Raw genomic sequence first — 13,869 nt, forward strand, 5'->3', positions numbered from 1 at the left:
CCGGATACATTCACGATTATCATCTGCATGACGGGCAGCATGCTGAAAATCAACATCATTAAAACCTTCGGGTAGCTGTGGTCGACGAGACATCTGTTCTAGATAATGCATGGTAATGATGCCTAAGTATAGTTGGCGGCAGCTTAAGGATTTAGAAAATGCGATTGGTATTACCTCTATATTTACTCATCAATAAGGTATTATCAGCTGTACAGGGTAGAGTTGAGCAGACCAGAAATATCGAATAATTAAATTTTCCGATGAAAAAATTGTCACACCGGGATCAAGCGGGATTTGACAATGAGTCTAAAATAGGCAGTTTATACATATAAAAAGCTGGTACCGCTAACCTGTTCAGCTGTGGACTATGCTATTAACAGGATTAAGAACAAGGAATGTTACCATGAGCAGCCCCATACCTCCTTCATCACAACCCAGCATGGCCAACAGCCCAATAACACAGCCAGTTACTCAGGAAGTGACCAGTGGCTCCGATGGAAAAAGAGAGATAGGAAATAAGAATACAAACCCTCAATTGGGAGATCTCAAGAGTCCACAAGCCCGCAGGCCACTCAATAAATGGAAAATATCCAAAATGGATTCGGCACCTGCCTCGGAGCAGGCTAAGAGCGCCGGAAAAAACAAAGTGATGGAACGCCTTGAGAAAGCCATTGAATAAGCTGAGTATATCAGGGTTCAGACAGTCAAAAGATCAGGCACTGATATCATCTGTTAAAGAACTAAGGTCGATGGTAACGAAGCTGGGCAACTCGGGGCATGATCAGGCGTTAAAGGTCAGTCTTGAAGGGCTGTTGAATGACTTGGTTATCGAAAAGCCAAAACCATTGACTCTCTCTGAAGCAGGTCAGCCCGCTAAAACCGTCAACATTTCAATAGATGCTCCTCAGCGGGAGGAAATGGAGCAGCATATTGCCAAAAAACTTGATCAGGCAAAAATGGCGATCTGGTGCCATAAAGGAGCCACCCGTCAGGAGGCTATTCCGGTCACCAAACCTACCGAGTCTTATAATCGCCAATCTGTAACTACTGATGGGAACTACCAGCCAAGGGATTACACGGCAGAAAAAATCATCAAAAATGAGCAGAAGAGTGACCGTAAGGGGGTTGGCGGCCGCTATGCCGACACATCAGACGTTGCATCAATCAAAGGCTGGAATAAAACCTATGCCCGCTTCAGTCATGCAGGGACAATTTCCTTAGACGATCGAGGGCGTCCACTTAACCCGACAGGAGCAACCGGCGTAGAAGGCCGTGGTGAACTGGGCCTGTGGGGCCCCAATCACGCTGCAGACAATATTATCACCCGGACCAATGACCAGGGAGAGCTGGAAGTTCTGTTGATATTTCGCAAAAGAGACCAACAATGGGCACTACCCGGAGGCATGGTAGAAGGTGAGAAAGACATTCTCAATGTTGCACTGAAGGAGCTTGCGGAAGAAGCGCTTGATACGGGAGATGATTCCGGTAAGAAAAACCTGAGTAAAGAAGCCATCGAAAGCAAGATGCAGGAGCTCAAACAATTTGAATGTTTCCAAAAAGCTCAAAATACCTACAAAGGTGTGGTCAATGATCCCAGAAATACTGACAATGCCTGGATGGAAACAGAGTCCTGGGCTGTACATCTAACCCCTGATGTGGCTGATCAAATGAAGATTCAGGCAGGTGATGATGCTGGAGATGCAAAATGGACAGCCGTCACAGAGGAAAACCTGAACGGCCTTTTTGCCAGCCATTCGCAGATTATCAGAACCGCCCCAATGATTCAGGAAGCACTAAAAAAACACTAGAGATCAGCGAGTGTGGGTTAACCCACACTCTCACTGAGGCTGACAGTTACCATTCTTCCAGGGCAGGAATAAAGACCTTCCCCTGCATCAGTATCCGGGCACTTCGACTCATGATGGCTTTGGTCACTGACCATTGACCATCTTTAAGCACGGCTTCTGCCCCGACTTTCAATGTCCCCGAGGGGTGACCAAAGCGAACCGAGTTGCGTTCACCACCACCGGCAACCAGGTTAACCAGAGTTCCCGGAATTGCAGCCGCCGTGCCAATGGCCACTGCAGCGGTTCCCATCATGGCATGATGAAGTTTTCCCATGGAGAGTGCTCTGACCAGCAGATCGATATCGTCTTCAGAGACTTCTTTGCCGCTGGAAGAGGGATAACTTTTCGGTTCAGCAACAAAAGCGACTTTCGGCGTATGCTGTCGGGTCGCGGCTTCTTCGAGGCTGCTGATCAACCCCATCCGCAGTGCGCCATGGGCCCGGATATCTTCAAACATGGCCAGCGCTTTCTCATCACCGTTGATCACTTCCTGCAGCTCCGTTCCCTGGTAACCAATGTCTTCAGCATTGATAAATATGGTGGGAATACCGGCATTGATCATGGTGGCCTTTAATGTCCCAACGCCTGGAACCTCAAGATCATCCACCAGGCTGCCTGTTGGAAACATTGCGCCTTCGCCATCCGCAGGATCGAGAAACTCAACCTGAACTTCAGCGGCCGGGAAAGTCACACCATCCAGGACAAAGTCACCAGTTTCCTGCACTTCACCATCAGTCATTGGCACATTGGCAATAATAGTTTTTTTGATATTGGCCTGCCAGATCCTTACCGTAGCAATGCCATTGTCGGGTATCCGATTGGCATCAACCAGTCCACTGCTGATAGCAAAAGCGCCGACGGCTGCGGTCAGGTTTCCGCAGTTACCACTCCAGTCCACGAACGGTTTATCAATGGATACCTGACCAAAGAGGTAGTCGACATCATGGTCAGTCTGGGTGCTTTTCGAGAGAATCACCGTTTTGCTGGTACTGGACGTTGCCCCCCCCATACCATCAATCTGCTTACCGTATGGGTCTGGACTGCCAATCACCCTGAGCAGCAAGGCATCACGAGCCTTGCCTGGAGCCTGGGCAGCTTCTGGAAGATCGGTGAGATTAAAAAACACGCCTTTACTGGTTCCGCCCCGCATATAGGTGGCAGGAACCTTAATCTGTGGAGGATGAGCCATATAGAACAGCTCCTTCTGTCATAAGAATGTTGTGCTGGCCTTCTGATAAAAGGCCAGCGTGAGGATGATCAGGAAGCGGCTTCGGATTCAAGGAAATCCTTGGCAAAACGCTGCAGAACACCGCCGGCATCGTATACTGATACTTCTTCAGCGGTATCCAGACGGCAGGTTACCGGTACCTCAACGGTTTCTCCGTTTGCACGGTGGACCAACAGAGCCAGTGTCGCTCCCGGAGTCCGCTCACCGATGACATCGTAGGTTTCAGTACCATCCAGCCCCAATGTCTTGCGGGTTGTGCCAGCCTTGAATTCCAGTGGCAGTACACCCATGCCAACCAGGTTGGTACGATGGATACGCTCAAACCCTTCTGCCACGATCGCCTCAACCCCGGCAAGCCGAACACCTTTGGCTGCCCAGTCACGGGATGAACCCTGACCATAGTCCGCTCCGGCAACAATAATCAGTGGCTGGCGGCGATCCATGTAGGTCTCAATCGCTTCCCACATGCGAGTTTCTTTGCCTTCAGGCTCAATTCTGGCCAGAGAACCCTGCTTGACCTCACCTTCAGCATCCAGACACATCTCATTCAGCAGCTTCGGGTTGGCGAAGGTAGCTCGCTGTGCCGTCAGATGGTCACCACGGTGAGTGGCATAGGAGTTAAAGTCTTCTTCCGGAAGTCCCATTTTTGCCAGATATTCACCGGCGGCACTGCTGGCCAGAATCGCATTGGAAGGTGACAGGTGGTCCGTGGTGATATTATCACCCAGAACCGCCAGAGGGCGCATGCCTTTCAGTGTTCGCTCACCCGCCAGAGCACCTTCCCAATAAGGAGGACGGCGAATGTAGGTACTCATGGAACGCCAGTCGTATAGAGGACTTTCGGCCTGCTCCGCCTTGCCCAGATCAAACATGGGAATGTAAACCTGGTTAAACTGCTCTGGCTTCACGGATTCAGCAACAATCGCATCAATCTCTTCATCGCTGGGCCAGATGTCTTTCAAGGTGATAGGGTTACCGTCCTTATCCGTACCCAGTGCATCTTTTTCAATATCAAAGCGCACGGTACCGGCAATCGCATAAGCCACCACCAATGGTGGAGACGCAAGGAAAGCCTGCTTCGCGTAAGGATGAATCCGACCATCAAAGTTACGGTTTCCAGAGAGAACGGCCGTTGCGTAGAGGTCCCGATCAATGACTTCCTGCTGAATCTCAGGGTCAAGCGCCCCGCTCATACCGTTACAGGTAGTGCAGGCGTAGGCGACAATACCAAAGCCCAGTTCTTCCATCTCAGAAAGAAGACCAGCTTCCTCAAGATAGAGTTTGGCGACTTTAGAGCCTGGTGCAAACGAAGACTTCACCCAGGGTTTCCGTTCAAGCCCAAGTTCATTAGCTTTCCGGGCCACCAGCCCGGCAGCAACGACGTTACGGGGGTTACTGGTATTGGTGCAGCTGGTGATAGCAGCAATAATGATTGCACCATCGGGCATCAAGCCCTCCTGCTCTTCCCACTGTCCGGCCACACCACGACTTTCCAGCTCGGATGTCGGCAAACGGCGATGCGGGTTGGATGGCCCTGCCATATTCCGGCAAACCGTAGAGAGATCAAATCTCAGCACCCGCTCATATTCAGCGGTTTTCAGATCATCTGCCCAGAGACCGGTAGTTTTGGCATAATTTTCTACCAAGGTTACCTGCTCAGGCTCACGGCCAGTCAGCTTGAGATAGTCAATGGTCTGTTCATCGATGTAGAACATCCCGGCTGATGCGCCAAACTCCGGCGTCATATTGGAAATGGTTGCACGGTCACCAATGGTGAGATTGGCTGCCCCTTCTCCAAAGAACTCGAGGTAGGATGAAACCACACGCTCTTTTCTCAGGAATTCGGTAAGGGCCAGCACAATATCGGTCGCCGTAATCCCCGGCTGACGCTGCCCAACCAGCTCAACACCCACGATATCAGGAAGGCGCATCATGGAAGGACGGCCCAGCATGACAGTTTCCGCTTCCAGACCACCAACACCAATGGCTATAACACCAAGGGCATCGACGTGCGGCGTATGACTGTCGGTACCGACACAGGTGTCCGGATAGGCGACACCGTCACGAGCCTGAATAACCGGAGACATTTTTTCCAGATTGATCTGATGCATGATGCCATTCCCAGCAGGAATCACATCAACGTTTTCAAAGGCGGTTTTGGTCCACTCGATAAAGTGGAAACGGTCTTCATTCCGACGATCTTCAATGGCCCGGTTTTTTTCAAACGCATCCGGATCAAAACCGCCGTGCTCAACCGCCAGAGAGTGGTCAACAATCAGCTGGGTGGGCACAACCGGATTAACCTTGGAAGGGTCACCTCCCTGCTCGGCAATGGCGTCTCTCAATCCGGCAAGATCAACCAGAGCAGTCTGGCCAAGAATATCATGGCAGACAACACGGGCAGGATACCAGGGGAAATCCAAATCACGTTTGCGCTCAATAATCTGCTTCAGGGAATCGGTCAGAGTTGCCGGATCACAGCGACGAACCAGCTGTTCAGCCAGTACTCGGGAGGTATAGGGTAAGGTTTTATAAGCGCCCGGCTGAATCGCTTCCACGGCTTCACGGGTGTCATAATAATCCAGCTGGGTGCCGGGTAAGGCTTTACGAAAATCAGTGTTCATACGTCGAACGTCCACCGGGCAAGAAATTTATTGTTTTGAACCACGAAGAATACAAGGAGCACACAGATAACTTTCTTCTTTGTGCGCCTTGTAATCTTTGTGATTAATCGCGATCTTCAATAGCGACCCAGTCGGCTGTTTCCGGGCCGGTATAGTCAGCAGATGGACGGATAATACGGTTGTTAGCGCGCTGCTCCATAACGTGAGCGGTCCAGCCTGCTACCCGTGAGCAGACAAAGATTGGGGTAAACAGCTTGGTAGGAATCCCCATAAAGTTATAGGCTGAGGCATGAAAGAAGTCCGCGTTACAGAACAGCTTCTTCTCGCGCCACATGACCGCTTCAACGCGCTCGGAAACCGCATACAGACACTCATCACCCACCTGCTCCGACAGCTTCTGAGACCACTCTTTGATAATGGCATTACGCGGATCAGACTCGCGATAGATGGCATGACCAAAGCCCATAATCTTATCTTTGCGGGCCAGCATACCCATGATCTTCTCTTCGGCCTCATCAGGAGAGCGCCAGTTCTCGATCATCTCCATCGCAGCTTCATTGGCACCACCGTGGAGAGGACCACGCAGTGAACCGATTGCACCGGTTACGCAGCTGTGAATATCAGAGAGGGTTGAAGCACACACCCGGCCGGTAAATGTTGAAGCATTGAACTCATGCTCGGCATAAAGGACCAGAGAGGCATGCATCACCTGAACGTGCAGAGGCTCAGGTTTTTTATTGTGCAGGGTCCAGAGAAACTGCTCAGCGATGGAGTCAGCATCGGTATCAACATCAACCCGAACACTGTTGTGGCTGAAGTTGTACCAGTAGTTAATCATGCCTGGGAAAATAGCCAGCATGCGGTCAATGTGATCGTTCTGTTCTGAGAAATCCTGTTCAGTTTCCAGATTACCCAGCATTGAGCAACCGGTACGCATCACATCCATTGGGTGCGCATCAGCAGGAATCTGCTCCAGAACCGTTTTCAGCGCAGCCGGCAGAGAGCGAAGGCCTTTGAGTTTGGTTTTGTAGGCGTCCAGTTCAGTCTGGTTCGGCAGTTTGCCATAAAGCAGAAGATACGCGACTTCTTCAAACTGGGCCTTATCAGCCAGTTCTTTGATGTCGTAGCCACGGTAAGTCAGACCTGAACCGGTTTTGCCAACGGTACACAGTGCGGTTTCACCGGCTGACTGACCACGCAGACCAGCACCACTCAATTTCTTCTCTGCCATGGAACTTCTCCGTTTTTTTATTTCGTTCACTTGCTGAGTATCGGGCACCAGAAGGATAGAAACACTACCCACCTCATCAGCGGTACCCGGGAATTATTGTAATTCCCTGAAAAAAAGACTTCCCTCAAATTGACTATAAAGCTGCTGGGCACTGGTTAATTAAGTACCAGCAGCAGGCGACAATTTATGGATTCAGGAACTCTTTGGTTTTAACCAGTTGTTCACGCTCCTGGAAGGTCATCATGCCATCGGCAATAGCACCACTGTTACCGTCACGCTTGATCACATTCAGTACTTCACGCATTGCAGTCACTGCAGCTCGCTGCAAGTCAGAGGGGATAATGATCAACTGATAGCCCATGGCTTTCAGGTCTTCAGTAGGTACTAGAGGTGTTTTACCGCTGTAGAACATGTTAATCAGCTTGGGACCCGGAGCCTGTTTGGCAATTTCTTCAATCTGTTCAATCGTCTGTGGGGCTTCAACAAACAACATGTCCGCACCTGCTTCGACATAAGCCCTGGCACGATCTATTGCATCTTCAAAGCCGGTAACAGCAATCGCATCCGTACGGGCGATGACAGTGACATCCCCGGCATATTTTTTAGCAACCGAGACTTTCTTGCACATCTCTTCAAGAGACACCAGAGACTTTCCATCCAGGTGTCCACAGCGTTTTGGAAACTCCTGATCTTCCAAATGAAAAGCGCTGACACCGGCATTGGCAAACAGCTCAACGGTACGCTTAACATTCACCTCATTGCCAAAACCAGTGTCTGCATCGGCGATCACAGGCAGGGAGGTGGCTTCAACGATCTGACGAACCCGGTCAACCACTTCGGTCAGTGTCAACAGACCAATATCAGGTACGCCTGTGCTACGGGCAATTGCGCCACCACTGGCGTATAAAGCTGAAAAGCCGGCTTCCTCACCGAGACGCGCTGAAATACCATCGTAAACACCGGGAGCAGTGACAATGCCCTGCTCAGCAATCAGTCGATCCAATGCATTATTCTTTTGATTCATGGTGTTACCTCTGGTTCTTACTTCTTGTTTTAAGAGTTTAACAACGGCATTATCCATGCTGCTGCTCAATTGCTGCCTCAATTTCCCGGCGAGCCCGGGCGATATGTCGGCGCATAAGAATTTCTGCCAACTCACCATCTCGATCCTTGAGGGCTTTATAGATCATCTGGTGCTCAATCAGTGCCTGTTCAGGCCGTGCTGATGATTTTGAAGAGTGTCGATAAATACGCACCAGATGATAGAGCTCATCACAGAGTGCCCTGATCAGTCGTTTATTTCCGGAAGCCTTAATAATCTGATAGTGAAAGTCATAATCGCCTTCCTGATCCATGTAGGCTTCACCATTATGAGCCTCAACATATCGGGCATGACTTTCAATGAGTTGACCCAGGTCAACAAGTGCTTCATTGGTCATATTTATTGCCGCTTCACGCGCTGCAATACCTTCCAGGGCTTCACGGATGGAGAAAATTTCAGATAATTCCTGTCGAGTCAGTGTCACGACACGGGCACCCACATGAGGCGCACGAACCACCAGCCCCATGCCTTCCAGCCTGAGAATAGCTTCACGAAGTGGCCCACGGCCGATACCATAACGCCGTGATAGCTCAGGCTCAGAAATCCGACTTCCTTCTGGCAACTGGCCACTGATAATATCCTGAACCAGAATCTCAGTGACTTCGCTGGCTTGAGTAAGGCGTATTGTTTGCTCTGTTGAGGTCTTAGGCATCATCGGACATTGTTGACAATATTTTAATTCTAGGCATTTATACCGAATATTTATCGGCATTTCTACCTATATTGTAAACAATATTTCTATAACTCTCTAATTTGGTCTTCTTTTGAATGGAATTAAAACATCTTGAAGCTTTTGCTGCAGTACTCGAGGAAGGTTCAATTTCAGCTGCTGCCAGATCGCTGAGAAAGGGGCAGCCTCAAATCAGTCAGTGGCTGAGTGATCTTGAAACCGACCTAAATATTGAGTTGTTCAAGCGGACTGGAAACCGTTCAGAACCCACTGAAAAGGCCTATACAGTCCTACCTTATGTACGCAAGCTGCTCTGCGCCCAGAACGAGTTAGTCGAGATCACGAACGGTCTTTCCTGTCAGGTTCGACATCATCTGACGCTTGCTATTGACGAGTGGATACCAGCATTACCTGTCAGCGCACCTGTATCAGAGTTTCTTTTAATGCACCCGGAGATCACTGTTGAGATTCACAGCTTCTCAAGGTGTGAGATTATTCAGGGGATTAAGAAAGGAGAACTCGATATTGCCCTGGTCAGTGAAGTTGAAGACCACCACCCGACACTGAGCTATCAACGAATCGGATTCTATGATGATATCTATGTTGCAGGCCCAGATTTCATCAGCCAGATAGGCAGCCAAATTTCAATGGATCAACTTGCCAGACAAAGAGAGCTGGTCTGGTCCATCGCAGGCAGCACTGTCAGTTCAAAATCGCTGACCATCTCCGATGCACAAGCTCTCAGCAGCCACTTTGCTCAAATAACAGATCTCGAATTATTGAAGTCGATGCTTCGCCGAAACTGTGGCTATGCTTTATTACCAAAACAGATTGTGAAACAGGAATTGGAGAATGGTCAGCTCGTTGAACTGACTGTCGCTTTCGAACAAGTTGCCATGAAGCGCAGAGTGGAGTTGATTTGGCGGACAGGTAGTGATGCCTGTCCAAGTCTGAAAGCACTACTGCTCAATATTCAAAATGATCATGCTTATAGCCATTGATCAAAACGCTTTGGACTGATAGGTGATTTCACCTGACAATAGAGTGAGCAAAACCTTTGTGTCTTTGATGGCTTTTGGGGGAATGGATAGAATATCCTGATCAATCACAACAAGATCGGCCTCCTTACCAGTCTTGATACTTCCTGCCCTGGTTTCGCTACGCATCACGTAAGCAGCACCCAATGTATAAGCTTTGAGCGCCTGTTGAACGGAAATACTCTGGTGACCTCGATTGACTGCATTATGTATTCCCACAAACGGGTTCAGATCATTAACGGTCCAGTCACTGCTTAAAATATAGTGGGCTCCGGAATCATTCAGATCTTTCAACCGGTAAGCGTGAAACGCCCGCTCACCCAGGTAAAGTTCCTGCCAGTGGTAATTTTCAGGCAGGGTATAGTCACCGGCAACCTGCATATCAGCAATAGCATTTAGTTTGGCAAATCTGGGCATGTCTTCATTGTCAATCATCTCAACATGGGTGAGTCGATGACGGTGACCTGGGTTTTCCGGGTAATTCTTTTCAATAGCATTTAACGCTTCATGAACACCACGATCACCAATCGTATGTATGTGAAAGTCATAACCCGAAGGCTGCAGACGGGCGATGTATTTGCTCAGGCGTTGCTCATCAAAGTAATTAAGTCCGGTCGGTGGCACACCATAAAGACTCAACCTATAGGGTTCTTTCAGTGCTGCAGTGGTATTATGAATAATACCATCACTGTAAATCTTGATCTGGTTGATTTGCATGAGTCGTTCAGGGTCAAAACGGTACTGTTTTTTCAGGAACTCAATCTGCCTTTCATCCTCTTCGTTCGGATACGCCCAAAGACCCAGGTTGACCCGTACCGTAAGGTCATCATTCTTTTCAGCCTTTTTCCAGACTTCCAGCCAGCCACGCTTCCAATAAACCCGGGCATCCGCAATGGAGGTTATACCATATTGCGGCAACTCATCCATCACCCATTGCAACCCTTCATAGTTAATAGCTGCAGCCGTTGAGTTGGGTTGCAGGGCAAGGTCAAAAACCATTTCACCTGCTGTTTCTAACAAGATTCCATTGGGTTCACCAGCATTCACCCCGTCCGAATAGCGCATGATGATGCCACCATCAGGGTCTTTTGTGTTTTTTTTAATGCCTGCTGCAGCCAGTGCTCTGGAGTTAACCCATATCGAGTGTGACGTACTTTCCATGACGGCGACCGGGCGATCACTGACCCAGCTATCGAGAAGACCTCTTGGATCTTCAGTTCCTTCCAGTAACGTTTCCAACTGATGTCCATACGCCAAGAGCCAGTCGGTACCTTTCTGTTTTCTCAGGCAAGATAACAGCTCTGGCTTCAAGCCTTTCAGGCTCTTTGCTTCCAGCCAGCAATTCCCTCCCACTTCACTGCCCGCTTCTAATGCATGAATATGTGCATCATGAATTCCGGGAATCATGGTCAGGCCTTGCAGATCGATGACTTCACTGTACTCTCCGGCCAACTCCATTACCTTTTGGCTGGTACCTACATAAACAACTTTTCCACCTTTTACTGCAACGGCTTCTGCACGAGGCAAAGCATCATCCATGGTGATGATATTACCGTGGGTAAAAATTAAATCAGCTGCATTAGAACTGTTTGAATATACCACCCTGACACCTGTCATTAGAAAAATAACTAATAGGAAAACAATAACTTTCATAATTATCCTGATATTTCAGTGGAAGAATGGCAGAAACTCTATATGCTCATGGCTGATCAATAAAAATAGTCACTATGTCATTTTTTGATGGTGGAGTCATAGTCGGGAAGAAAGCACCACAAGAAATGACATTACATTCCGGCTCCAGTTAAAATGCCGGCTGTTTTGTTCGGACACCTGTATGAAGACTCTGACGATTCTGGAACTGGAATATAAAGACGACACCAGTCTCTACTTTGAACATTTTATCAATCTCCCTTATCCATGTTTTCTGGATAGCTCAGCATTTGATGGTAACCAGGCAGTCTATAAAGATCACTTCAGCCGTTATGACATCATGACTGCCGCCCCAGAAATGCACTTTACCTTCACCTCAGAAGGTGAGTTGATTATTGAAGATCTTATTCAACAAAAATCAGAAACGTTTTCTGACGCAGAGCCTTTTTCACAACTGTCAAAACGACTTCGCGATATGAGCAAAGTCGACAATGCTGGATTGCCTTTTGTAGGCGGCATGGCTGGTTTCTGGGGATATGAACTTTGTGAACAGCTCGAGCCGGGCCGAATAGCTCATCGTGATATTTCAACACCACTGATGTCCGTCGGTCTCTACCAGTGGGCTCTCATCTCAGATCATAAGGAACGACGAACGTGTCTGGTATTTCACCCTGATATTGCAGAGCCGCTGAAAAATGAAATTCTGAACACCATTGATCAGATGGTTAAGCGGTCAGACCATTCATCATTCAAGCTGCTCAACAGATTCATCCCGACACAGACGCCAACTGAATATCAGACTGCATTTCAGAAAATTCAGGACTATATTGCAGCAGGAGATTGCTATGAGGTTAATCTTACCCAGCGCTTTACTGCTCCCTATAGTGGTTGTTTGTGGGAGGCATTTAAAAAGCTCAGAACCGTCACCAAAGCACCCTATTCAGCGTTTATTTCACGCCCTGATCTGACCATTCTCAGTCACTCTCCAGAACAGTTCATCCGACTGGAAAACGGTCATGTTTCCACGAACCCGATCAAGGGTACCCGTCCCCGAGGCCGCTCTCCTGAAGAAGACCTTGCCATTGCTGAAGAGTTGCAACATAGCCAGAAGGATCAATCGGAAAATCTGATGATTGTTGATCTGCTGAGGAATGATTTAGGTAAAGTCTGTAAGACCGGAACGGTTTCTGTACCCCGTTTGTTTGCACTGGAAAGTTATGCCAATGTCCACCATCTGGTCAGTACCGTCAAAGGCCAGCTGGTGGAGGATCATGATGCATTTGACCTGCTAAGAAGTACATTTCCTGGCGGATCAATTACGGGAGCCCCAAAAATACGATCCATGGAGATAATCAGGGAGCTGGAGCCTGTGGCACGCACCGTTTACTGTGGATCCATTGGCTATATCAGCTGTGATGGCAATATGGATACCAGTATTACCATTCGGACTATTCTTGCAAAAGATGGTGAATTGCATTGCTGGGGGGGGGGAGCCATTGTTGCTGATTCGAACTGTGACGATGAATATCAGGAATCCATTACCAAAGTGAGAAATATTATGAATGCGCTGGAAACCGAATTTATCACCTCGGGGAGTTGAACCCATATTACTTATCACATTTGGGTTGAACAGCTAACAGTTGTGACCAGCTGTTTATCCACCCCTGCTGATGATCCGCTTCAATGGACTTTATCGTGACACAGGATGTGTCCTCAATAGCATTTTCATAATGACGACTCACTGCTTCAGGTATAACCGAGTCATGAGCCCCCACAAAATGAACCTGAGGAATATCGACGAGTTTTTCTTGATAATCCGCAGGATTCAGAGCCAATGGCATCTCTGAAACGGCGTGTAATTGATTCGTATAATGAGGCGCCAGATTACCAGCTACTGTGCGAATGGAGATCACGTCATCCCTTTTCGCTGCCAACAGCATTGCAATGGCGCCACCTCCGGAGTAACCCACCAGCTCCAGTGTTTTATAACCACCGCTCTCTTTTATTTCAGAAACGACATGATTCATTGTTTCAATCACTTTTTGACTGTAGCGCTCAAACGTCCAGACATTTTTAATACAGGTAGAATTCATTTCGTACTGGCAGGGCTGAGACAGATAGGCAATATCCGAAAATGGGTCTTTCATCATCAGATGGTGAACAAGACGATTCACCGGAGTGGGGTCAAAAGAGGCCCGCCCTGACCGCAGCCATGCCCTGCCATCGCCTTCTATGTAAATCCTAAGCTGACTGCCTGAAGGATTTTCTGGAACCCAGGTATAAATGGGAAAAAAGCCAGCACCGGAAATGGCAGGCTTCAATTCCTGGTCGAAATCCATATAGCTGACTTCAGGCATTGACCGCTGGCTTTGACACCCCGACAGAATAATTGAAGCCAGTACACCCCATAAGACGAATCTCAACACTATCCTTTTTCCCTCTATACAAAAGCCATCCCATAAAAAAGGGGGTCTCATAAA

The 13,869-nt window shown here is 48.5% G+C and carries 11 protein-coding genes; 4 read left to right on the plus strand and 7 right to left on the minus strand.

The genetic code is table 11. From position 1 onward, the window contains the following. The first annotated feature begins 403 nt into the window (after positions 1 to 403). Both AK963_RS10870 and AK963_RS10875 read left to right on the plus strand, forming a co-directional pair. Complete coding sequence (locus tag AK963_RS10870) at positions 404 to 679, plus strand: hypothetical protein (RefSeq protein WP_066015473.1); 276 nt, start codon at positions 404 to 406, stop codon at positions 677 to 679. A 70-nt stretch (positions 680 to 749) separates the two neighbouring features. Continuing rightward, on the plus strand, positions 750 to 1,808 hold the full coding sequence (locus AK963_RS10875; protein WP_139117353.1) for an ADP-ribose pyrophosphatase: 1,059 nt from the start codon (positions 750 to 752) through the stop codon (positions 1,806 to 1,808). Positions 1,809 to 1,854: 46 nt separating this feature from the next. Here the strand turns inward: AK963_RS10875 and prpF are convergent, their stop codons facing one another. The 5 genes from prpF to AK963_RS10900 form a co-directional block, all read right to left on the minus strand. Further along, a complete protein-coding gene (prpF, locus tag AK963_RS10880; RefSeq protein ID WP_066015475.1) occupies positions 1,855 to 3,036 on the minus strand; it encodes a 2-methylaconitate cis-trans isomerase PrpF in 1,182 nt (393 codons plus the stop codon). Positions 3,037 to 3,104: 68 nt separating this feature from the next. After that, positions 3,105 to 5,699: a Fe/S-dependent 2-methylisocitrate dehydratase AcnD gene (gene acnD / locus AK963_RS10885; protein WP_066015476.1), complete on the minus strand. Its 2,595-nt coding sequence runs from the start codon at positions 5,697 to 5,699 to the stop codon at positions 3,105 to 3,107. Positions 5,700 to 5,802: 103 nt separating this feature from the next. Next, positions 5,803 to 6,930 carry a bifunctional 2-methylcitrate synthase/citrate synthase gene (gene prpC / locus AK963_RS10890; RefSeq protein ID WP_066015477.1) on the minus strand — a complete coding sequence of 376 codons (1,128 nt, stop codon included), beginning with the start codon at positions 6,928 to 6,930 and terminating at the stop codon, positions 5,803 to 5,805. 184 nt (positions 6,931 to 7,114) lie between these two features. Then, entirely contained in the window at positions 7,115 to 7,954 is an 840-nt protein-coding gene (locus AK963_RS10895) for an isocitrate lyase/PEP mutase family protein (protein WP_066015490.1), read from the minus strand. Positions 7,955 to 8,003: 49 nt separating this feature from the next. Continuing rightward, positions 8,004 to 8,687 carry a GntR family transcriptional regulator gene (locus AK963_RS10900; protein ID WP_238593698.1) on the minus strand — a complete coding sequence of 228 codons (684 nt, stop codon included), beginning with the start codon at positions 8,685 to 8,687 and terminating at the stop codon, positions 8,004 to 8,006. Positions 8,688 to 8,800: 113 nt separating this feature from the next. Here AK963_RS10900 and AK963_RS10905 point away from each other — a divergent pair, with 113 nt between their 5' ends. Beyond that, positions 8,801 to 9,703 carry a LysR family transcriptional regulator gene (locus AK963_RS10905; protein WP_066015478.1) on the plus strand — a complete coding sequence of 301 codons (903 nt, stop codon included), beginning with the start codon at positions 8,801 to 8,803 and terminating at the stop codon, positions 9,701 to 9,703. On the opposite strand, the gene AK963_RS10910 is transcribed toward AK963_RS10905, so the two are convergent. Then, a complete protein-coding gene (locus tag AK963_RS10910) occupies positions 9,704 to 11,392 on the minus strand; it encodes an amidohydrolase (protein ID WP_066015479.1) in 1,689 nt (562 codons plus the stop codon). It abuts the gene before it with no gap. A gap of 181 nt (positions 11,393 to 11,573) precedes the next feature. Here AK963_RS10910 and pabB point away from each other — a divergent pair, with 181 nt between their 5' ends. After that, complete coding sequence (pabB, locus tag AK963_RS10915; protein ID WP_066015480.1) at positions 11,574 to 12,989, plus strand: aminodeoxychorismate synthase component I; 1,416 nt, start codon at positions 11,574 to 11,576, stop codon at positions 12,987 to 12,989. 7 nt (positions 12,990 to 12,996) lie between these two features. On the opposite strand, the gene AK963_RS10920 is transcribed toward pabB, so the two are convergent. Beyond that, positions 12,997 to 13,815: an alpha/beta fold hydrolase gene (locus AK963_RS10920; protein WP_175404489.1), complete on the minus strand. Its 819-nt coding sequence runs from the start codon at positions 13,813 to 13,815 to the stop codon at positions 12,997 to 12,999. Between the last annotated feature and the right edge of the window lie 54 nt (positions 13,816 to 13,869).

Source organism: Endozoicomonas atrinae, from assembly GCF_001647025.1.
GTDB lineage: Bacteria > Pseudomonadota > Gammaproteobacteria > Pseudomonadales > Endozoicomonadaceae > Endozoicomonas > Endozoicomonas atrinae.